22 protein-coding genes and 1 other RNA gene are annotated in these 21,100 nt (G+C 65.4%); 14 read left to right on the top strand and 9 right to left on the bottom strand.

The window, feature by feature from the left end; translation table 11 throughout:
• Positions 1-194: 194 nt before the first annotated feature.
• Positions 195-842: a DUF805 domain-containing protein gene (locus tag AB5K84_RS05540; protein WP_038966079.1), complete on the top strand. Its 648-nt coding sequence runs from the start codon at positions 195-197 to the stop codon at positions 840-842.
• Positions 839-2,005 (top strand): succinyl-diaminopimelate desuccinylase, encoded by a 1,167-nt coding sequence (dapE, locus tag AB5K84_RS05535; RefSeq protein WP_011090828.1) that lies wholly within the window; start codon positions 839-841, stop codon positions 2,003-2,005. The genes AB5K84_RS05540 and dapE overlap by 4 nt, the downstream gene beginning before the upstream one ends.
• A gap of 167 nt (positions 2,006-2,172) precedes the next feature.
• Here dapE and truA read toward each other — a convergent pair whose 3' ends face one another.
• The 3 genes from truA to def all read right to left on the bottom strand — a co-directional run bounded on the left by truA (position 2,173) and on the right by def (position 4,634).
• Positions 2,173-2,910, bottom strand: a complete 738-nt coding sequence (truA, locus tag AB5K84_RS05530) for a tRNA pseudouridine(38-40) synthase TruA (RefSeq protein WP_038966077.1) — start codon at positions 2,908-2,910, stop codon at positions 2,173-2,175.
• Positions 2,911-3,030: 120 nt separating this feature from the next.
• Positions 3,031-3,966 (bottom strand): methionyl-tRNA formyltransferase, encoded by a 936-nt coding sequence (gene fmt / locus AB5K84_RS05525; protein WP_011090830.1) that lies wholly within the window; start codon positions 3,964-3,966, stop codon positions 3,031-3,033.
• A gap of 143 nt (positions 3,967-4,109) precedes the next feature.
• The gene (gene def / locus AB5K84_RS05520) at positions 4,110-4,634 is read right to left on the bottom strand and encodes a peptide deformylase (protein ID WP_011090831.1); all 525 of its coding nucleotides are present in this window, start codon (positions 4,632-4,634) and stop codon (positions 4,110-4,112) included.
• Between the two features lie 171 nt (positions 4,635-4,805).
• On the opposite strand from def, the gene AB5K84_RS05515 reads away from it, so the two are divergent.
• The 3 genes from AB5K84_RS05515 to AB5K84_RS05505 all read left to right on the top strand — a co-directional run bounded on the left by AB5K84_RS05515 (position 4,806) and on the right by AB5K84_RS05505 (position 8,015).
• Entirely contained in the window at positions 4,806-6,008 is a 1,203-nt protein-coding gene (locus AB5K84_RS05515; protein WP_028175976.1) for a DNA recombination protein RmuC, read from the top strand.
• Between the two features lie 133 nt (positions 6,009-6,141).
• Positions 6,142-6,444 carry a GIY-YIG nuclease family protein gene (locus tag AB5K84_RS05510; RefSeq protein WP_028175975.1) on the top strand — a complete coding sequence of 101 codons (303 nt, stop codon included), beginning with the start codon at positions 6,142-6,144 and terminating at the stop codon, positions 6,442-6,444.
• Positions 6,445-6,641: 197 nt separating this feature from the next.
• A complete protein-coding gene (locus AB5K84_RS05505; RefSeq protein WP_011090834.1) occupies positions 6,642-8,015 on the top strand; it encodes an AmpG family muropeptide MFS transporter in 1,374 nt (457 codons plus the stop codon).
• Positions 8,016-8,161: 146 nt separating this feature from the next.
• Here AB5K84_RS05505 and AB5K84_RS05500 read toward each other — a convergent pair whose 3' ends face one another.
• The 5 genes from AB5K84_RS05500 to ffs all read right to left on the bottom strand — a co-directional run bounded on the left by AB5K84_RS05500 (position 8,162) and on the right by ffs (position 11,613).
• Positions 8,162-8,599, bottom strand: coding sequence for a hypothetical protein (locus AB5K84_RS05500; RefSeq protein ID WP_011090835.1), 438 nt, complete (start codon positions 8,597-8,599; stop codon positions 8,162-8,164).
• A gap of 30 nt (positions 8,600-8,629) precedes the next feature.
• Positions 8,630-9,232, bottom strand: coding sequence for a recombination mediator RecR (gene recR, locus AB5K84_RS05495; RefSeq protein WP_011090836.1), 603 nt, complete (start codon positions 9,230-9,232; stop codon positions 8,630-8,632).
• A gap of 1 nt (position 9,233) precedes the next feature.
• Entirely contained in the window at positions 9,234-9,554 is a 321-nt protein-coding gene (locus tag AB5K84_RS05490; protein ID WP_011090837.1) for a YbaB/EbfC family nucleoid-associated protein, read from the bottom strand.
• Positions 9,555-9,580: 26 nt separating this feature from the next.
• On the bottom strand, positions 9,581-11,422 hold the full coding sequence (locus tag AB5K84_RS05485) for a DNA polymerase III subunit gamma/tau (RefSeq protein WP_011090838.1): 1,842 nt from the start codon (positions 11,420-11,422) through the stop codon (positions 9,581-9,583).
• A 94-nt stretch (positions 11,423-11,516) separates the two neighbouring features.
• An RNA gene (ffs, locus tag AB5K84_RS05480) (signal recognition particle sRNA small type) lies at positions 11,517-11,613 on the bottom strand.
• 182 nt (positions 11,614-11,795) lie between these two features.
• On the opposite strand from ffs, the gene AB5K84_RS05475 reads away from it, so the two are divergent.
• The 9 genes from AB5K84_RS05475 (at position 11,796) to AB5K84_RS05435 (ending at position 19,300) form a co-directional block, all read left to right on the top strand.
• Positions 11,796-12,650, top strand: a complete 855-nt coding sequence (locus tag AB5K84_RS05475) for a transporter substrate-binding domain-containing protein (protein WP_011090839.1) — start codon at positions 11,796-11,798, stop codon at positions 12,648-12,650.
• A gap of 137 nt (positions 12,651-12,787) precedes the next feature.
• Entirely contained in the window at positions 12,788-13,450 is a 663-nt protein-coding gene (locus AB5K84_RS05470) for an amino acid ABC transporter permease (protein ID WP_011090840.1), read from the top strand.
• Positions 13,447-14,241: an amino acid ABC transporter ATP-binding protein gene (locus tag AB5K84_RS05465; RefSeq protein WP_011090841.1), complete on the top strand. Its 795-nt coding sequence runs from the start codon at positions 13,447-13,449 to the stop codon at positions 14,239-14,241. Before AB5K84_RS05470 ends, AB5K84_RS05465 begins: the two co-directional genes overlap by 4 nt.
• Complete coding sequence (locus AB5K84_RS05460; RefSeq protein WP_011090842.1) at positions 14,241-14,996, top strand: SDR family NAD(P)-dependent oxidoreductase; 756 nt, start codon at positions 14,241-14,243, stop codon at positions 14,994-14,996. Before AB5K84_RS05465 ends, AB5K84_RS05460 begins: the two co-directional genes overlap by 1 nt.
• The gene (locus AB5K84_RS05455) at positions 14,993-16,120 is read left to right on the top strand and encodes a muconate cycloisomerase family protein (RefSeq protein ID WP_011090843.1); all 1,128 of its coding nucleotides are present in this window, start codon (positions 14,993-14,995) and stop codon (positions 16,118-16,120) included. The genes AB5K84_RS05460 and AB5K84_RS05455 overlap by 4 nt, the downstream gene beginning before the upstream one ends.
• A gap of 266 nt (positions 16,121-16,386) precedes the next feature.
• On the top strand, positions 16,387-16,806 hold the full coding sequence (locus tag AB5K84_RS05450; RefSeq protein WP_038966071.1) for an HIT family protein: 420 nt from the start codon (positions 16,387-16,389) through the stop codon (positions 16,804-16,806).
• 11 nt (positions 16,807-16,817) lie between these two features.
• The gene (gene nudC, locus AB5K84_RS05445) at positions 16,818-17,762 is read left to right on the top strand and encodes an NAD(+) diphosphatase (RefSeq protein ID WP_011090845.1); all 945 of its coding nucleotides are present in this window, start codon (positions 16,818-16,820) and stop codon (positions 17,760-17,762) included.
• 13 nt (positions 17,763-17,775) lie between these two features.
• Positions 17,776-18,723 carry a sugar kinase gene (locus AB5K84_RS05440; RefSeq protein WP_038966070.1) on the top strand — a complete coding sequence of 316 codons (948 nt, stop codon included), beginning with the start codon at positions 17,776-17,778 and terminating at the stop codon, positions 18,721-18,723.
• Between the two features lie 67 nt (positions 18,724-18,790).
• On the top strand, positions 18,791-19,300 hold the full coding sequence (locus tag AB5K84_RS05435; protein WP_011090847.1) for an Lrp/AsnC family transcriptional regulator: 510 nt from the start codon (positions 18,791-18,793) through the stop codon (positions 19,298-19,300).
• A 148-nt stretch (positions 19,301-19,448) separates the two neighbouring features.
• Here AB5K84_RS05435 and AB5K84_RS05430 read toward each other — a convergent pair whose 3' ends face one another.
• Positions 19,449-20,948 (bottom strand): phosphomannomutase/phosphoglucomutase, encoded by a 1,500-nt coding sequence (locus AB5K84_RS05430; protein WP_011090848.1) that lies wholly within the window; start codon positions 20,946-20,948, stop codon positions 19,449-19,451.
• Positions 20,949-21,100 lie beyond the last annotated feature (152 nt).

Below are 21,100 nucleotides of genomic sequence, written 5' to 3'. Positions count from 1 at the left end.
CCACGGATGAGATTGCCGTGAGACCTGTACCCCCTCCCCCGGATCGCTCCGGACGATGCTTCGCATCGCCGAGGCGATCCGACCTCTCCCCGCAGGCGGGGAGAGGTGAAGAGCCCCTTGCGGCACCTATCGAACCCTCCCTCCCTCCATCGCGACCAATTCCCGGACGGCCTGCGCCGCCCGGAACCTTCGCCATGGACTGGACCTGGTACCTCTTCCGCTTCGACGGCCGCATCAACCGCGCCCTGCTATGGCAGGCGCTGCTGATCGTTGCGCTGCTGGCGGGCTTGCTGGAGATCGTCGGTCAGGTCATCGGGATCCTCGGAGGGACCAGATCCACCTTGAAGCTCGCCATCGACCTCGATTTCGACTTCGGTCTCGACGACCTGTTCAAGCTGGTCGATCCCCGAGCCTCCCGCTCGCTGGCATCCGCCGATCGCGCGACCTCGATCCTCAAGGCGTCCGGCATGGCGCTGTTCTTCTGGATTTATCTCGCGACTACGATCAAGCGGCTGCACGATCGCGACAGGAGCGGCTGGTGGATCGTTCCGTTCTTCGTCGTGCCCGGCCTGTTCAGCCAGTTCGCGGACCTGCTGCCCAACTCAAACTGGATGCTTCCGTTCAGCCTGGCGGTTTCGATCCTGTGGCTGTGGGGCCTCGTCGAAATGTTCTGCCGGCCCGGCACCTCGGGCCACAACCGGTTCGGCCCCGATCCGCTGGCCGACTTCGAGGACAGCTCCGCCGCGTCCCCTGCGCAAGGCTGGGACCAGAGCCGCGAGATCGAAATTGTCCCGCCCAACGCTAGCCCACCCGGCGGCATGCATGTTAAGCGGGGCGCATGACCGATGCTCTCTCGATTGCCCGCGATCTCATCCGCTGCCCCTCGGTAACCCCGGCCGATGCCGGCGCACTCGGGGTGCTTGAAAACGCCCTCAACGCCGCCGGCTTCACCTGCCACCGCGTGACGTTCAGCGAGCCCGGCACCGCCGACGTCGACAATCTCTATGCGCGGATCGGCAGCGAAGGGCCGCACATCACCTTCGCCGGCCACACCGACGTGGTGCCGGCTGGCGACGAGAGCGCCTGGAGCGTCGGCGCATTCTCCGGCGAGGTGAAGGACGGTTTTCTGCACGGCCGCGGCGCGGTCGACATGAAGGGCGGCATCGCCTGCTCGGTCGCAGCCGTGCTGGAGCATCTCGCCGCCAACGGCGGCAAGCCGCGCGGCGACGGCACGGGTTCGATCTCGTTCCTGATCACCGGCGACGAGGAAGACGTCTCCATCAACGGCACCATCAAACTTCTGAAGTGGGCCGCCGAGCGCGGCGAAACATTCGATCATTGCGTGCTGGGCGAGCCCTCCAATGTCGAGACGCTCGGCGACACCATCAAGGTCGGCCGACGCGGCTCGCAATCCGGCACGCTGTATGTCGACGGCGTGCAGGGCCATGTCGCCTATCCGCACCGCGCCTCCAATCCGGTGCCGGACATTTCGCGATTGATCGTGGCGATCTCCGACGAGCCGCTCGACCACGGCAGCGCGCAGTTCCAGGCGTCCAACCTCGAATTCACCTCGGTCGACGTCGGCAACAAGGCCAACAACGTCATCCCCGGCGAGGCCCGCGCAAAATTCAACATCCGCTACAACGACAACCACACCCAGGCGAGCCTGCGCGAGCTGGTCGAAACACGGCTGGCAAAAGCCTGCGGCAACCGCATCAAGGCCCGCATCGTCTGGGAGCCGTCGAACTCGAACGTGTTCGTGACCAAGCCCGGCCCGTTCACCGATCTCGCGGTGTCCGCGATCGAGGAGATCACGGGGCGGAAGCCGGAGCTGTCGACGAGCGGCGGCACCTCGGACGCGCGCTTCATCTCCAGCTATTGCCCGGTGATCGAGTTCGGTCTGGTGGGACAGACCATGCACCAGGTCGACGAGCGCGTGCCGGTGAAGGATCTGGAGAAGCTGACGCAGGTGTATCGGGGGATACTGACGCGGTATTTTGGGTGAGGCGATAGCGCCTCCTGGAATTCCGCTGTCATCGCCCGCGAAAGCGGGCGATCCAGTATTCCAGAGACAGCCGTGATTGAACCGAGAGGCCGCGGCGTACTGGATTCCCCGCCTTCGCGGGGAATGACAGTGGCGGGTGTCGCGAGAGTTTCCCGCCTCCCGTCTCTCTAATAATCTACCTTCACCAGATACAGCCCGTCCGGCGGCGCGACGATGCCGCAGGCGGCGCGGTTGCGGGCCGCCAGCGCTGCGGAAAGGTCGTCCGCGGTCCAGCGGCCTTCGCCGACCCAGACCAGCGATCCCACCATCGAGCGCACCTGGCTGTGCAGGAACGAGCGCGCCGAGGTGATGATGGTGATCTCGCGCCCGTCGCGCAGCACGTCGAGTTGGTCGAGCGTCTTCTCCGGCGACTTGGCCTGGCACTCGGTGTCGCGGAAGGTGGTGAAATCATGCTTGCCGAGCAGGCGCCGCGCGGCCGCATGCATCGCATCGCTATCGAGCCGGCGCGGTACGCGCCAGGCGTGGCCGATGTCGAGCGCGAGATTGGCGCGGGTGTTGACGATGCGGTAGCGATAGTGGCGCTTCACGGCCGAGAAGCGCGCTTCAAAAGTATCGGGTACGATCTCGGCCTCGAGCACCGCGATCGGATGCGGCCGCAGATGCGCATTGAGCCCGTCGCGAAAGCGGCCCGGCGGAAACTGCTTCTCGATATCGACATGCGCGACCTGACCGCGCGCATGCACGCCGGCATCGGTGCGACCCGCGCCATGCACCCGCAGATCCGCACCGGTCATCGCCTTCACCGCCGCTTCCAGTGCGCCCTGCACCGACGGCAGCGTATCCTGCACCTGCCAGCCGAAGAACGGCGCGCCGTCATATTCGATGGTGAGCTTGTAGCGGGGCATCGTTTCCAATTCTGCCGTCATCGCCCGGCTTGACCGGGCGATCCAGTACGCCGCGGCCTATCCGTTCGACCGAGAAGCCTCGGCGTACTGGATACCCCGCCTTCGCGGGGTATGACAGTGTCAGGTGAATTTGGCGCCCGCCTTCAGCGGCACACCACGCAAGAAGTCCGTAGCCTGCATCCGCGCCTTGCCTTCGCGCTGCAGCTCGATGATGCGGATCGCGCCCTCGCCGCAGGCGATGGTGAGCTGGTCGTCGAGCACCTCGCCCGGCGCGCCCGAGCCCTTGGCGAGCTCGCAGCGCAGGATTTTGACGCGCGCGTTCTCGCTGACGCCTGCGAGCTCGGCCCAGGCGCCGGGGAACGGCGACAGGCCGTGGATGTGGCGCAGCACCGCCCGTGCGGGCTTGGTCCAGTCGATCCGCGCCTCAGCCTTGTCGATCTTGGCCGCATAGGTGACGCCGTCCTCGCTCTGCTTCTTGAGCTGGAGCCCCCCGCGGTCGAGCGCGGCCATGGCGCGGACCATCAGGTCGGCGCCGAGGCGCGAGAGACGATCGTGCAGGTCGGCCGCGGTCATGGTGTCCGTGATCGCCAGCCGCTCGGCCATGGCGACATCGCCGGTGTCGAGGCCGACATCCATCTTCATCACCATCACGCCGCTTTCGGCATCATCAGCCATAATCGCGCGGTTGATCGGCGCGGCGCCGCGCCAGCGCGGCAGGAGCGAGGCGTGCAGATTGTAGCAGCCGAGCTTTGGCGCATCGAGGATGGCCTGCGGCAGGATCATGCCGTAGGCGACGACGACGGCGGCATCGGCGTCAAAGGCGCGAAATTCTTCCAGCGCCTCCTCTGTCTTCAGCGTCTTCGGCGTCAGCACGGGAACGCCGAGTCTACGCGCGGCTTCCTCGACCGGGGTCGGCTGCAATTGCAGGCCGCGCCGCCCGCCCGGCTTCGGCGCGCGGGTATAGACGGCCACGATCTCATGGCCGTGCGCGACGAGCTCGAGCAGCGTCGGCACGGAGAAATCGGGCGTGCCCATGAAGATCAGGCGAAGGGGCATCGGAAAAACCTGCGAGGAACGTGATCCAATTTCGGTCATTCCGGGGCGGCTCGAAGAGCCGAACCCGGAATCTCGAGATTCTCAGGTGCGCAATTGCGCACCATAGTTCGATGCTGCGCATCGCCCCGGAATGACGGAGAACCTCACTCCGCGCGCTTGGCGGCTTTCTCGAACTTCTTCAGCACGCGGTCGCGCTTCAGCTTCGACAGATAGTCGACGAACAACACGCCGTTGAGGTGGTCGATCTCGTGCTGGATGCAGGTGGCGTAGAGGCCTTCGGCGTCCTCCTCGTGCACCTTGCCGTCGAGATCGGTGAAGCGCACGCGCACCTTCGCAGGCCGCTCGACCTCCTCGTAATATTCGGGGATCGACAGGCAGCCTTCCTCGTAGACCGACAATTCCTCGGACGAGGCGATGACTTCCGGATTGATGAAGACGCGCGGCTCCGGCTTGGTCTCGCCGTTCTCGTCGCGCTTGGCGAGGTCCATGGTGATCAGCCGCAGCGGCTGGGCGATCTGGATCGCCGCCAACCCGATGCCGGGCGCGTCGTACATGGTCTCGAACATGTCGTCGGCAAGCTTGCGGATCTCCGTCGTGACCTTCTCGATCGGCTTGGAGACCAGACGCAGCTGCTTGTCGGGCAGGATGATGATTTCTCTGAGGGCCATGGCGGGCGATTTAAGCCGGGCGCGACAAGCGGTCAATGAGGCCCGGAACGCGTTAACGATCCGCTAACCATAAAACTTCAGCTTTCGTTAACCATAAAAATTAACGGGGCATTTACCATAAATGTTCGCTATTCGTTCGTGTCGGCAGCCGAATCGGCTAGAAGGACAGGCATGAACGAGATCATTTTCGTGGCTGGCGACTGGCCGGTGCGCACGATCGACGCGCTGATCGGCTTCGGCGTCCTGGTCCTCATCCTGCTGGTTGTGATCGCCGTGGTCATTGCACGCTCGGGGCGGCGCGGGGCGGAACTCGCGATGGCGAATGCCATCCGCGCCGACGAGCTCGAGGAGCGCATCAGCCAGATGCTGCACGCCCAGAGCGAGGCTTCGGGCCGGGTCGATGCCATGACCCAGGCGCTGGCCGGCCGCCAGGCCGAGATGGCACGGGCGGTCAACGAGCGGCTGGATTCGGTGACCCATCGCGTCGGCCAGTCCATGGAGCACTCGACCCGCAACACCATGGAGAGCCTGCACGCCCTGCACGAGCGGCTCGGCATCATCGACAACGCGCACAAGAACCTCACCGACCTCACCACGCAGGTGACGACCTTGCGCGACGTGCTCGCCAACAAGCAGTCGCGCGGCGCCTTCGGCCAGGCCCGGATGGAGGCGATCGTCCAGGACGGCTTGCCGAAGGGCGCCTACGAGTTCCAGTTCACGCTCTCGACCGGCAAGCGGCCGGACTGCGTCGTGTTCCTGCCCGACCAGCGCCCGCTCTGCATCGACGCGAAGTTTCCGCTCGAGGCGATGACCGCGCTGCACGATGCCCGCACCGACGAGGAGAAGCGCATCGCCACGCAGCGGCTGCGCGGCGACGTGATGAAGCATGTCAGCGACATCGCGGAAAAATATCTCGTCACCGGCGAGACCCAGGAGATGGCGCTGATGTTCGTGCCGTCGGAATCGGTCTACGCCGAGATCCATGACGGCTTCGACGACGTGATCCAGAAGGCCTATCGCGCCCGCGTCGTGCTGGTGTCGCCCTCGCTGCTGATGCTGGCGATCCAGGTGATGCAGCAGATCATGAAGGACGCGCGCATGCGCGATGCCGCCGACCAGATCCGCACCGAGGTCATCAAGCTCGGCGACGATCTCGGCCGCCTGCGCGACCGCGTGCTGAAGCTCCAGAAGCATTTTGCCGACGTGAACGAGGACGTCCGCCAGGTGCTGATCTCCGCCGACAAGATCGAGAAGCGCGCGGGGCGGATCGAGGAGCTGGATTTCAGCAAGGCGGACGCGCCCGCGGAGGGCCCGCACCTGGTGGCGACGGGCGCGGCCGAGTTGTTCCCGAGGAAGCTCCAGGCGGGGGAGTAGATTTTTTAGCACACTGTCATGCCCCGCGAAGGCGGGGCATCCAGTACGCCGTGACAGTCGTTGTTGAGCCGAAACGCCGCGGAGTACTGGATCGTCCGCCTTCGCGGACGATGACACCGGTGAGATGGTCTGTATGGGCGCACACCATTACTATGTGTATATCCTCGCCAGCAAGATCGGCGGCACGCTCTATATCGGCGTGACGAATGATCTCATCCGCCGCGTGGCGGAGCACAAGTCAAAGCTGATCGAGAGTTTCACAGAGAAATATGACGTCGCGAGGCTTGTCTATTTCGAGCAATTCGACGACCCCGAGAATGCGATCAAACGAGAGAAGCGGCTCAAGAAGTGGAACAGGGCCTGGAAGATCCGCTTGATCGAGCAGCACAACCCGAATTGGGATGATCTCTATCCTGAGATAGCCGGACCACCATGACACCGTCATGCCCCGTAACTGTCATGCCCCGCGAAGGCGGGGCATCCAGTATTCCGCGGCGGTCGTGAATGAACCGGGACGCCCGTGAGTACTGGATCGTCCGCCTTCGCGGACGATGACGCCGAGGATGTTGGAGGCTCTCCCGCCTCACGGCTACCGCGAGAGTCTTTTCCCCCAGAATCTGCTAACACCTCCCCATGACCGCACCCGACGCGACCACCGGAACCGTCCAAACCAGCGCTGACGCCCCCGCCGCCTCCTGGCGCGACAGCCTTGCCGTGTACCTGCAACCGCGGGTGCTGATCGTGCTGTTTCTCGGCTTCTCGTCCGGCCTGCCGCTGGCGCTGTCGGGCTCGACGCTGCTGGTGTGGATGCGCGAGGCCGGGGTCGATCTCGGGACCATCGGGCTGTTTGCGCTGGTCGGTACGCCCTACACGCTAAAATTTTTGTGGGCGCCGCTGGTGGACGCGCTGCATGTGCCGCTGTTCACGCGCGCGTTCGGACGGCGCCGCGGCTGGCTGCTGTTCTCGCAGCTGCTGCTGATCATCGCCATCCTGCTGCTGGCGCTGACCGATCCCGCGCGCTCGCCGTTCTACGTCGCGCTCGGCGCGTTGCTGGTGGCGACGACGTCCTCGACGCAGGACATCGTGGTCGACGCCTTCCGCGTCGAGAGCCTGCCGGAGAGCGAGCAGGCCGCCGGCATGGCGTCCTATGTCGCGGCCTATCGCATCGGCATGCTGGTCTCGACCGCGGGCGCGCTGTTCATCGTCTCCGGTTTCGAGAGCACCGGCATTTCGCGCACATCGGCCTGGATGTGGGGCTATGTGGTGATGGCGGCGATGGTGCTGATCGGCACGATCACCGCGCTGGCCGCGACCGAGCCCGAGCAGTCGGTGCGGGCGGAAGCCGCAACGCAGGCCGATACGGCGTTCGCGCGCGTGCTGCACGCGGCGATCGGCGCGTTCTCGGAATTCCTGGCGCGCAAGGACGCGCTCGCCGCGCTTGCCTTCGTCGTGCTGTTCAAGTTCACCGACGCCTTCTCCGGCACCATGACGGCGCCGTTCGTGATCGACCTCGGCTTCTCCCGCAACGATTATGCGGCGATCGTGAAGGGCGTCGGCCTTGCGGCGACGCTAATCGGCGGCTTTGCCGGCGGCTTCCTTGCCCGACGCTACCCGCTGGCGACGTGCTTGTGGATCGGCGGCGTGGTGCAGGCGCTCGCCAACCTCTCCTTCTCCTGGCTGGCCTTCGTCGGCACCAGCCAATGGGCGCTCGCCTTCGCCATCACAGCTGAGAATTTCACCAGCGCCATCGGCACCGTGATCTTCGTCGCCTACCTCTCCGCGCTGTGCCAGAACCCGCTGCACACGGCGACACAATACGCGCTGCTGACCGCGCTCGCCGCAGTGGGACGCACCTATCTGTCGTCGGTGGCCGGCTATGTCGCCAAGGCGACCGGCTGGCCGCTGTTCTTCGTGATCTGCGTGCTGGTGGCGATCCCGAGCCTGGTCCTGCTGACATGGCTGCAGAAGCGCGGGCATTTCGAAGAGCTGGGGCCGGTAAGGGTGTGACCACCACTGCTGTCATGCTCCGCGAAGGCGGGGCATCCAGTATTCCAGAGACAGTTGTGATTGACCGAGAAGCCGCGGGGTACTGGATCGCCCGCCTTCGCGGGCGATGACACCGGAGTTGTGGAGAAGGCGTCGCGAATCACCCCCTATTGCTTCTTGATGATGCTCCACTTCGTGACCACGGCTTCGCTCATCTGGCCGGGATCGCTGGCGCAGGCGACTTCGTCGACCTTGATCGAGATTTCCTTGCCGACGAAGGTCTTCAGCTGCGCGGCCTGCGCATCGCCGCTCGGAACGAGCTGGAAGGTCTCTGGGCCGGTTTCGAGATTGCACAGCCCGTTCGGCGCCGGCAGGCGGCGCGGCTCGGAGGTGATCTGATACATCGCGATCCGCTTGCCGGCGTTCTTGACGTCGCGCACCTTCATTGCGTTCAGCTCGCCCGAGAGCACGTCGCCGGTGTTGATCGGCTTGCCGGGCTTGGGCGGCGGCGGCGCCGCGTCGTCCTGCTGCGCGGAGATGGCCGGCGTCACCAGCAGCATCATCGTCGCGGCCAAAGCCAATCGAGTGGCGAAAAGTTTCGTCATGTCGTCCGTTCCGTGGGGTCTGTAGGATAGCTAGAACAGGGTCCGCTGCCGCATCGCGGCCGATAGCGTACCTTCATCGAGATAATCAAGCTCGCCGCCGACCGGCACACCATGGGCGAGCCGGGTTACTTTTACGTTGGCGTCCTGAAGCAGGTCGGTGATGTAGTGCGCCGTGGTCTGGCCGTCGACCGTCGCGTTCAGCGCCAGGATGACTTCGTGGACCTCGGCAGCATGTGCGCGCGCGACCAGCGCGTCGATGGTGAGATCCTGCGGGCCGACGCCGTCGAGCGGCGACAATGTCGCACCCAGCACATGATAGCGCCCTTGAGTCGCATTGGCCCGCTCCAGCGCCCAGAGGTCGGCGACATCGGCGACGACCACGATGATCGCGGGATCGCGCTTCGGATCGGTGCAGACCGTGCAGGGATTTTGCGTGTCGATGTTGCCGCAGGTCTTGCAGACCTGGACCTTGTCGAGCGCGACCTGGAGGGCCGAGGACAGCGGCATCATCAGCGCTTCGCGCTTCTTGATCAGATGCAGCGCGGCGCGCCGCGCGGAGCGCGGACCGAGGCCCGGCAGCCGTGCGAGAAGCTGCACCAGCCGCTCGATTTCGGGACCTGCAACCGCGCCCATGTTACTGGCCGAACAGCCCCGGCGGCAGGCCGAGCCCGCCGGTGAGCGACTGCATCTTCTCCTGCACGGCGGCCTCCGCCTTGCGGCGGGCATCGCCGAGCGCGGTCACGAGCAGGTCCTCGAGCACCTCGCGCTCTTCCGCCTTCATCAGCGAGGGATCGATCTTCACGCCCTTGACGTCCATCTTCGCGGTCATACGCACCACGACGAGGCCGCCGCCGGAGATGCCTTCGACCTCCACATTGCCGAGCGCGTCCTGCATCTCCTGCATCTTGGATTGCAGCTGCGCCGCCTGCTTCATCATACCGAGAAAGTCAGCCATAGTCCCGTGTCCTTGGAAAGATAGGCTCAGAGATCGTCGTCGGTATCGGAACCGTCGGGCGGATCGTCACTGCCATAGTCGGCGTTAATATTGGATTCCGGCGTCTCGGGGGCAAGCCTGCGGACCTCGACGACCTTCGATCCGGGGAAGCGCGACAGCACCTCCTGCACGCGCGGATCGGCCTCCGCGGTACGCGCATGCTCCTGCTTGGCGGCCTGGTTCACCGAACGCAGCGTCGGCTGGCCCTGCTCGTTGGAGACGATCACGGTCCAGCGCCGGCCGGTCCAGAGTTCGAACTTGCGCGCGAGCTCGGTGATCATGGTCCTGGAGGCATTGGGCTCGAGCGCGACTTCCAGCCGGCCCTCCTCGAAACGGACGAGGCGCATGTCGGCTTCGAGCGCGGCCTTGGTCATGATGTCGCGCTTCTGGCCGGCAAGCGCGACGAGCTGGGTGAAGCTCGTGATGCGCAGCTGGGGTGCCGCGGCTTGCGGATCCGGCGCGGGCGCCGCCATCTGCGGCCGGGCAGCACCGCCGCCGAACGACGACGGCGATGAGGTCGGCGCGCGCATGGGCGCAGCCGAGACGGCAGGCGCAGCAGAGGCAACCGGCGCCGCCGGCGCGCTGCGCGCCGCACTGCCGCCGCTCACGACCGGCGAGCCGCCGCCGTTCTGCTCCAGCATCCGGATCGCCTCGTCCGGCGTCGGCAGGTCGGCGACATAGGCGATGCGCACCAGCACCATCTCGGCGGCGGCGGCGGGGCGCGTCGCGGCCTGCACCTCGGTGATGCCCTTGAGCAGCATCTGCCACATCCGCGACAGCACGCGCATCGAGATTTTTGACGCGAAATCCCGCGCGCGCACCCGCTCGGTCTCGCCATAGGCGACATTGTCGGCGGTCGCCGGCACGATCTTCACGCGGGTGACGAAATTGACGAACTCGGCGAGGTCCGAGAGCACGACGATCGGATCGGCGCCGACGTCGTACTGGTCGCGGAACTCCTTGAACGCGGCGGCGATGTCGCCACGCGCCAGCGAATCGAACAGGTCGATCACACGCGTTCGGTCGGCGAGGCCCAGCATCTGCCTGACGGCATCGGCTTTCACCGTGCCTGCCGCATGCGCGATCGCCTGGTCGAGCAGCGACAGCGAATCGCGCACGGAGCCTTCCGCGGCACGCGCGATGATGCCGAGCGCCTCGGGCTCGATCTCGACGCTTTCCTTCGCCGCGATGCTGGCGAGGTGCTTCATCAGCACGTCGGCCTCGACCCGGCGCAGGTCGAAACGCTGGCAGCGCGACAGCACGGTGACCGGAACCTTGCGGATCTCCGTCGTCGCGAACACGAACTTGGCGTGCTCCGGCGGCTCCTCCAGCGTCTTCAGGAAGGCGTTGAACGCCGCCGTCGACAGCATGTGGACTTCGTCGATGATGTAGACCTTGTAGCGGGCACTGGCCGGCGCGTAGCGCACGCTGTCATTGATCTGGCGGACGTCGTCGACGCCTGTATGCGAGGCCGCGTCCATCTCCAGCACGTCCATGTGCCGGCTTTCCATGATCGCCTGGCAATGCACGCCCAAGTTCGGCATGTGGATGGTCGGGCCCTTCACTGAGCCGTCCGGCATCTCGTAGTTGAGCGCACGGGCAAGAATTCGCGCGGTGGTGGTCTTGCCGACGCCGCGGACGCCGGTGAGGATCCAGGCCTGCGGGATACGCCCGGTCTCGAATGCATTGGAGACGGTGCGGACCACGGCCTCCTGGCCGATCAGGTCGTCGAACGAGGAGGGGCGGTATTTGCGCGCCAGCACCCGGTAGGGCGCGTTGCCAGCCTGGCTGGCGCTATCGGAGTTAGGAGGGGCGCCAGCGTCGGTCATCGGTCGATCCGCAATGAAATCTCTCTCGGCCGGCTCTTGCGGAAAGGAGCGCGCTGGCGGCAGGGCCGCCGGCGCAATTCGCTCGGAAAAACAGGTAGGAGACTGACGAGCGACCCGATCCGGACCTCGTTAGGGCTGCTTCCTTCCGGACCTGACCCGGTTGGCGAGTGGCTCGTCCACCGCCAATCTCCCGGTCCCTATTTGGGGCCAAAAGGTCGGGAAAGCAAGCGGGTATCAGCTTGAACCGGTTGAGTTTGCCCAGCATCCGGGCAATTCCCGGTCTGCCCAGCCGACAGGCTGTGCTTTCGCTGGTGAGACCACCTTGCTAGAACCTTGCCGGAACCCCATCCAACCAGAAAAGCGATTGATCCCAATGGTTACACGTCGTGATGTTGCATCGATTGTCGGACTTGGCGCCGTTGGCGCGATGGCCGCGGGCGCACTGGCGTCCTCGGCCGTGGCCCAGGCCGCCGATCCGAACGAATCGACCTTCGCCCGCATCCGCCGCACCAAGAAGATGCGGATCGGCGCGGTCGGCGGCGGCGCGCCCTATTACATGAAGGACCTCGCCAGCGGCCAGTGGAAGGGCTTTTACGTCGACATCGCCAAGGCGCTCGCCGACGACATGGAAGCCGAGCTCGAGATCACCGAGACCACCTGGGGCAATTCGGTGCTCGACCTGCAGTCCAACAAGATCGACATCTTCTTCGGCCTCAACCCGACCCCGAAGCGCGCGCTGGTGGTCGATTTCTCGGTGCCGGTCTTCAACAACGCCTTCGGCATCCTCTGCAAGAAGGACTTCAAGCCGAAGACCTGGGCCGAGCTGAACTCGCCCGACGTCAAGATCGCGGTCGACCAGGGCTCCTCGCACGACCAGGTCGTCAGCCGCCTGATACCGAAGGCGCAGATCTCGCGCCTCAAGACCGCCGATGACGCCACCGCCGCGCTCCAGACCGGCCGCGTCGACGCGCAATGCCTGATCACCATGCTGTCGCTGACCGTGCTGAAAAAGAATCCCTCGCTCGGCCAGTTCGTGCTGCCGACGCCGATCTTCGCCACCACGTCGAACGCCGGCTTCCGCCGCGAGACCGACAAGACCTGGCGCGACTACGTCAACACCTGGATCGACTTCAACAAGGGCCTCGGCTTCATCCGCAATGCGATCATCACCAACATGGAGCTGGTGGGCGTGACCGAGGCGGACATTCCGCCGGGCGTTTCGTTGTAAGCTCCCACTGTCATTCCGGGGCGATGCGAAGCATCGAACCCGGAATCTCGCACTGCAATCTCTGGATTCCGGGTTCGCGACTTCGTCGCGCCCCGGAATGACGGTGCAAACGGCACCCGCGACGAGTAAACGCACGCATGTATCACTGGGACTTCGGCATTCTCTGGAGCTATCGCTGGCTCTTTCTCAACGGGCTCGGCGTCACCGTCGGCTTCACCGTGGTCATCGTGGTGCTCGGACTGGTGTTCGGCCTGTTCGGCGCATTCGGCAGCCTGTCGCGTCTCAAGGCGGTGCGCCTCGTCGCCCTCACCTTCATCGAGGCGTTCCGCTGCACGCCGATTCTGGTGCAGCTGATCTGGTTCTATTACGCGCTGCCGATCCTCGCCGGCGTCGAGATGACGCCGATCACGGCCTCGGCGCTGGCGCTGTCGCTCTATGGCGGCTCGTTCTATTCGGAGATCATCCGCGGCGGCATCGTCTCGATCGACAAGGGCCAGTCCGAAGCGGGTGCCGCGCTCGGCATGACCCCTGGCCAGGCGATGCGGCGCATCGTGCTGCCGCAGGCGATCAAGCGCATGATCCCGGCGCTGATGAACCAGTCGATCATCCAGTTCAAGAACACCTCGCTGGTCTCGGTGCTGGCGGTGCCTGACCTCGTCTATCAGAGCCAGGTCGCGGCCCATGACAGCTACCGGCCGCTGGAGACCTACACGGCGGTCGCGGTCGCCTATGCCGCAATCCTGATTCCGCTCACCATCATCGTCCGGCGCGGCGAGAAGCGATTGGCGGTCGGCGAATGAGCGACACTTCGAAGATCGAGATCCGCGCCTTGCGCAAGAGCTTCGGCAGCAACGAGGTCCTGAAGAACATCAGCCTCGACGTCGCCAAGGGCGGCGTGGTGGCGCTGATCGGCCCGTCTGGCTCGGGCAAGTCGACGCTGCTCCGCTGCGTCAATCTTCTGGTGACGCCTGATGGCGGCAGCGTTCGCGTCGGCGATACACGCTTCCAGTTCGGCGAGGGCGCAAAGCTGCCCGACGTGAAGACACTCGCAAGATTCCGCGCCACCACCGGCATGGTGTTCCAGCACTTCAACCTGTTCCCGCACATGACCACGCTCCAGAACGTGATGGAGGGACCGGTCACGGTGCGCCGCATGGCCAGGGCCGACGCCGAGAAGCTCGCGCGGGCGCAGCTCGCAAAGGTCGGCCTTGCCGAGAAGGCGGACCAGTATCCGGCGACGCTCTCGGGCGGACAGAAGCAGCGCGTCGCGATCGCGCGGGCGCTGGCGATGGAGCCGGACGTGATGCTGTTCGACGAGGCCACCTCGGCGCTCGACCCTGAACTCGTCGGCGAGGTGCTCGCCGTCATGCAGCGGCTGGCCTCGGAGGGCATGACCATGGTGATCGTGACCCATGAGATCGCCTTTGCCCGCGAGGTCGCCGACCGCCTCATCTTCATGCGCGACGGTGTCGTCGTCGAGGAAGGCCCGGCGCGGCAGGTGATCGACAATCCCCAGGAAGCCGCGACGCGTGCCTTCCTCAGCCATTTCCACCGCACCGGCGCGCTGCCGCCGGCCAACGCAACATCCTGATGTCCGATATCAATCGCGTCTATCTCGTCACCGGTGCCGCCAGCGGCATCGGCCGCGCCACCGCAAGACTGCTCGCGGCGCCCGGCACCGCGCTGCTGCTGCACACGCGCTCCAATGCGGCCGGCCTCGATGCCGCTGCGGCGGAAGCCGAAGCGCAAGGCGCTGTGGTCGCAAAATGCCTCGGCGACCTCGCCGGGGAGGCCGCCGCCACCGACGCCGTCGCCGCTGCGCAAACCGCCTTCGGCCGACTCGATGGGTTGATCCTCGTGGGCGGCCATGCCCGCCGCGGCAGCGCGATCGGCACGCCGGCGGATGAATTCCGCCAGGCGATGGACGAATCCGCGCTGGCCTTCACGCGCCTGGTCGACGCCGCGCTGCCGCTGCTGCGCGCCGGTCGCGACGCACGGATCGTCGCGGTGTCGTCCTTCGTGGCCCACGCGATCCGCCCCGAGTTTGCGCCGTTCGCGGCAACGGCTGCGAGCCGCTCCGCGCTTGAAGCGCTGGTGCGGCTCGCTGCGGTCGAGCTCGCAAAAGACGGCATCACCGTCAACGCCGTCTCACCGGGCCTCATCGTCAAGGACAAGCCGAGCGAGAGCCGGCTGTCGCCCGAGCAGATCGCTGCGACCGAAGCGCTGATTCCGATGCGCCGCCGCGGGCGGCCGGAGGAAGTGGCCGAAATCATCGCCTTCCTGGCGTCCCCCAAAGCATCCTACGTCACCGGCCAGGTCTGGCACGTCAATGGAGGCCTGACATGACCGAAGCAACCGTCGAACGCATCAGGCTGTTCCTGATCGAAAGCCCGATCAAGATGGCGCGCCTGCAGGGCGTCGGCAACGTCAAGGGCACGGTGAAGCGCGTGCTGATCGAGCTCACGTCAAGCGACGGCGTGATCGGCTGGGGCGAGGCAGCGCCGTGGGAGGTCTTTACAGGAACGCCGGAAGCAGCCTTCTCCGCGCTCGACATCTATCTGCGGCCGATCGCGCTCGGCAAGCCGGTGCGCCGCATCCGCGCGCTGATGGCCGAGCTCGACCGCGCGCTGGTCGGCCATGCCGAGGCCAAGGTCGCGATCGAGATGGCGCTGCTCGACATCGTCGGCAAGTCGTCGGGGCTGTCGGTCGCCGACCTGCTCGGCGGCCGCGTGCGCGACACGATCCCGCTCTCCTTCTCGATTGCCGATCCGGACTTTCCCGCCGATCTCGAGCGCATGCGAAAAATGGTTCCGGACGGCAATGTCATCTACAAGGTCAAGACCGGCGTGAAGCCGCACCGCGAGGATCTCGATCATCTTGAGGCAATCCGGAAGGAATTCGGCGACAAGGTCGACCTCCGTGTCGACTACAACCAGGCGCTGGCGCCGTTCGGCGCCATCAAGATTTTGCGCGATGTCGAGGAGTTTGCGCCGACCTTCATCGAGCAGCCGGTGCCGCGCAAATATCTCGACGTGATGGCGCAGCTCACCGCGGCGCTGGAAACGCCCGTGCTCGCCGACGAAAGCTGCTTCGACCGCCGCGACATGATGGAGGTGGTGCGACGCGAGGCGGCCGACGCCGTCTCGATCAAGCTGATGAAGGCCGGCGGCCTGTTCGAGGCGCAGGCGATCATGGCGATCGCCGACATCGCCGGCCTGCCCGGCTATGGCGGCACGCTGTGGGAGGGCGGCATCGGCCTTGCCGCAGGTACGCAGCTGATTGCGGCCACGCCGGGCATCTCGCTCGGCTGCGAATTCTACATGCCGCATCATGTGCTCACCGAGGACGTGCTGGAAGAGCGCGTCGCCAACCGCGCGGGTCACGTGGTCGTGCCCGACGGCCCCGGTCTCGGCATCCGCGTCAGCGAAGCCTCGGTCCGCGCCAATGCGCAGGTGCTCGCGGAGGCGTAGTTTCTGTCATTCCGGGGCGCGCAAAGCGCGAGCCCGGAATCCATAACCACAGGAAGAGGTGGTGGCGGGGGCTGGCAACTGCGAGTCTTCGCCAAATCTCTCCCTGTGGTTATGGGCCCCGGATCAGCGCTCCGCTTCGCTGCGCTTGTCCGGGGCGACGACCGTGTATGCAGTACCGGCGGAGCCCCGATCCTTCCCCTATCGGAATCGGTATCGTATGGTCGAACCCAACAAGCCCGTCCCACCGGGCCATCCGGAAAACCTTCATGTCCGAACCCGCCTGGTCGCTGCACTCCCGCCTGAAAGAGGACACCATCGACATCGGCGACCTGCCGCTGTCGAAGGTGCTGGTCATCAAGGACGCCAATTATCCCTGGCTGTTGCTGGTGCCGCGGCGCCCCGATGCGGTCGAGATCATCGATCTCGACGAAGTGCAGCAGGCGCAGCTGATGACCGAGATCTCCCGCGTCTCGCGCGCGCTGAAGGAGATCACCAAATGCGACAAGCTCAATATCGCGGCGCTCGGCAACCTCGTGCCGCAGCTTCACGTCCACATCATCGCCCGCCGCACCGGTGACGCCGCCTGGCCGCGGCCGGTCTGGGGCGTGATGCAGCCCTTGGCGCATGACGCCACAGAGGTGCAGAATTTCATCAGCGCGCTTCGCCGAAAAATCTGGTTGGGTTGAAAGAACAAGAAATGTCAGCATTCGACGCATTTCCGCTGGGACAGCCGGCCTTCGTCACCAACATCCTCGACCGCGCCGCGCATCTGCGCCGCGACGACGAAAAGCTGTTCGCGCTGGAGCAGAAGCCGTCCTCGCGCGCCTATGTCGTCCACCGCGACTCGCTGCTGGTGAAGCGCGAAGGCGAAAACGTGCGCGCGCTGCTGGGAATCGACGAGGCGCTGAAATGCGGCGCCAATCCCGGCACGATCTTCTTAGGCTTACGCGACGGCGCCGCTGTGTTCGGCATGGGCCTGTCGCAGGCCGCCGCCGAGAAGCTGGTCGGCCGCGAGGACTACAGCCTCACCGAGCTGCGCGGCATGGCCATGCAGGGCGCGATTCCCCCCGACGAGCTTTCGGCGATCGCGATGGCGAAGTCGATGGTGAGCTGGCACCAGCGCCACGGCTATTGCGCCAATTGCGGCACGCGCAGCGCGATGAAGGAAGGCGGCTGGAAGCGCGATTGCCCTGCCTGCAAGGCCGAGCATTTTCCGCGCACCGATCCGGTCGTGATCATGCTGGTCGCCTCCGGAGAAAAATGCCTGCTCGGCCGCCAGAAGCAGTTTCCGCCGGGCATGTTTTCCTGCCTCGCCGGCTTCGTCGAGGCCGCCGAGACCATCGAGGACGCGGTGCGCCGGGAGATCCTCGAAGAATCCGGGATCCGCTGCACCGACGTGCAGTATTACATGACGCAGCCGTGGCCCTACCCGTCGTCGCTGATGATCGGCTGCAGCGCGCGGGCGCTGAACGAGGACATTGTCGTCGATCATTCAGAGCTGGAGGATGCGCGCTGGTTCACGCGCGAGGAGGCGGCGCTGATGCTGACGCGGACGCATCCCGACGGGCTCGCCGGCCCGCATCCCTTCGCCATCGCCCATCACCTGCTCGGCCGCTGGGTGCACGACAAGAGCGGCGCTTGAGCTGAGGCCGGTGATGGCCGGGATTGCGCCGCGCATCCTCTGCATCGGCATTCCCGTGCGCGACCTGACCTTTCGCGTCGAGGCCGTGCCCGCACGCGGCAGCAAGGCGAATGCCACGCATCTTGCCGAGATCTGCGGCGGCAACGCGCTCAATGCCGCGATCGCGATGGCACGGCTTGGCGGCCGCGTCTCGTTCGCAGGTCCCATGGGCGATGCCCGGGAGACGTCGAGCGGCTTCATTCTCGAACGGATGGCGCAGGAAGGCATCGACACCGGCCATATCGTGCGCATGCCTGATGTGACCACGCCCGTCTCCGCGATCATGATCGAGCCCTCCGGCGAGCGGACACTCACGATCTATCGCGATCCCGGCCTGTGGAGCGTGAAGCTGCCGGACGCTGACGTCCTGCTCGCCGATTGTCGGGCGGTCCTCGTCGAAAGCCGCTGTGCAGGGTTCGCGACCTCCCTCTGCGCCGAGGCGCGCCGGCGCGGCATACCTGTCATCGTCGGCGTCGACCGCGCGATGTCTTTGCAGGACGGCCTGCTCACGGCGGCCTCGCATCTTCTGTTCGCCAGCGAACAGGTGCAGGAGACTGCCGGCATCGCCGCCGACGGCGAGGCATTGCGGCACCTGGCGAAGCTGACGCCGGCCTTTCTCGCCGCCACACGCGGTCCCCTCGGTACGATCTGGCTGAACGATGCAGGCGAGCTTGAGGAGACACCGGCCTTCCCGGTTCATGCGGTCGATACGCTTGGCGCCGGCGACGTCTTCCATGGTGCCTTCACGCTTCGCCTGGCCGAGGGTGCGGTGGTACGGGAGGCGCTGCGATTCGCCGCGGCTGCCGCAGCGCTGAAATGTACCCGCCATGGTGGCGGCCTGGCTGCCCCGCAACGCGTTGAAGTTGAAAGGCTTTTAGACGGACCGCCAGCGAGGGCGCCGGGCGGGTCGCCAAGATTATAGGCTTGTCGTGGAAGGATTTTCTCTATATCAGGGAAATCGACCCCTATAATGAAACAAAGTTCTTCAAATGACTGACCTCGCCGTCCAGATCCCCGAGACCAGCCGCCGCCTCGACGCCATCGACCGCAAGATTCTGATGGTACTCCAGGAGGATGCCTCCCTGTCCGTCGCCGAGATCGGCGATCGTGTCGGCCTGTCCTCGACCCCCTGCTGGAAACGCATCCAGCGGCTGGAGGCCGACGGGGTGATCCTGAAACGGGTCGCCCTCGTCGACCAGAACAAGATCGGGCTCGGCATCTCCGTGTTCGTCTCGGTCGAGAGCTCCGATCATTCCGACGCCTGGCTCAAGAAGTTCGCCGAGGCCGTCAGCGCCATGCCCGAGGTGATGGAGTTCTACCGGATGGCCGGCGACGTCGACTACATGCTGCGCGTCGTGGTCGCGGACATGCAGGCCTATGACGTGTTCTACAAGAAGCTGATCAGCGCCGTGCCGCTGAAGAACGTCACCTCGCGCTTCGCGATGGAGAAGATCAAGTCGGTCACCGCGCTGCCGATTCCGGCGGTGGTGGCGGCTTAGAGCTCACCACACGAAAAGTGTCATCGCCCGGCTTGACCGGGCGATCCAGTACTCCGAGACGCCTGCGATTGAACCGGGAGGCCGCGGCGTACTGGATGCCCCGCCTGCGCGGGGCATGACGCAGTGCATGTGGTGATACCGGCCCCTCTCAGATCGTCTGATTGTACGCGCCGACTTCGGGATGCGTGCGCAGCACGCTGTTCACCATCTCGAACATGTCGTGCATGCGCTGCTCGGAGACCGGGCTCTCGACCACGACCACGAGCTCGGGCTTGTTGGAGGAGGCACGCATCAGGCCCCAGCTGCCGTCTTCCACCGTGACGCGCACGCCGTTGACGGTGACGAGATCGCGGATCGCCTGGCCGCCGATCTTGGCACCCTTGGCCTGCAAGCCTTCGAAATGCTTCACCACGGCGTCGATGACGCCGTATTTGACCTCGTCGGCGCAATGCGGCGACATGGTCGGCGACGACCAGGTTTTTGGCAGCGCGTTCTTCAGGTCGGCCATCGACTTGCCGGGGGCGCGGTCGAGCATATCGCAGATCGCAATCGCCGAGACCAGGCCGTCGTCATAGCCGCGTCCATACGGCTTGTTGAAGAAGAAGTGGCCCGACTTCTCGAAGCCGGCGAGCGCACCCGTCTCGTGGGTGCGGCGCTTCATGTAGGAATGGCCGGTCTTCCAATAGGTGGTCTTGGCGCCCTGCTTCTGCAACACCGGATCGGTGATGAAGAGGCCGGTCGATTTCACGTCGACGATGAACTGCGCGTCCTTGTGGATCGCCGACATGTCGCGCGCCAACATCACGCCGACCTTGTCGGCGAAGATTTCCTCGCCGGTGTTGTCGACGACGCCGCAGCGGTCGCCGTCACCGTCGAAGCCGAGGCCGACATCGGCCTTGTGCTGCAGCACCGCGTCGCGGATCGCGTGCAGCATCTCCATGTCTTCAGGATTCGGATTGTATTTCGGGAACGTGTGGTCGAGCTCGGTGTCGAGCGGGATCACCTCGCAGCCGATCGCCTCCAGCACCTGCGGCGCGAATGCGCCCGCGGTGCCGTTGCCGCAGGCCGCGACGACCTTGAGCTTGCGCGTCAGCTTCGGACGGCTGGTGAGATCGGCGATGTAGCGCGCCGGATAATTCTCGTGGAATTGATAGGAGCCGCCGACCTTGTTCTTGAAATCGGCGTTGAGCACGATCTCCTTGAGCCGCGTCATCTCGTCCGGGCCGAAGGTCAGCGGGCGGTTGGCGCCCATCTTCACGCCGGTCCAGCCATTGTCGTTGTGCGAGGCCGTGACCATCGCGCAGCAGGGCACGTCGAGATCGAACTGCGCGAAATAGGCCATCGGCGTCACCGCGAGCCCGATGTCGTGCACCTTGCACCCCGCCGCCATCAGGCCGGAGATCAGCGCATATTTGATCGAGGCGGAATAGCCGCGGAAGTCATGGCCGGTGACGATCTCCTGCTTGACGCCGAGTTCCGCGATCAGTGCGCCCAGCCCCATGCCGAGCGCCTGGATCCCCATCAGGTTGATTTCCTTCTGGAACAGCCAGCGCGCGTCGTATTCGCGAAAACCCGTAGGTTTCACCATCGGCTCGGATTCGAAGGCGTAGGTGTTGGGCAACAAGACGGATTTCGGCTTGGGAAACATTGAGACGGTCTCGTGAAAAGGGGGGCAGGATTTGATGCAGCCTTAGCGAATGCCAGGCCGCAGCGGAAGGCGGGAATGGCAGCTTGTGGCTTATAATTGCGGCAGTTTAGCAACGGGGGAAATCTGACCGCGAGAGCGGTCGAAACAACGAC

Source organism: Bradyrhizobium sp. 1200_D9_N1_1, from assembly GCF_052075915.1.
Lineage (GTDB): Bacteria > Pseudomonadota > Alphaproteobacteria > Rhizobiales > Xanthobacteraceae > Bradyrhizobium > Bradyrhizobium diazoefficiens.
This window is presented reverse-complemented; position numbering and strand designations above follow the sequence as displayed.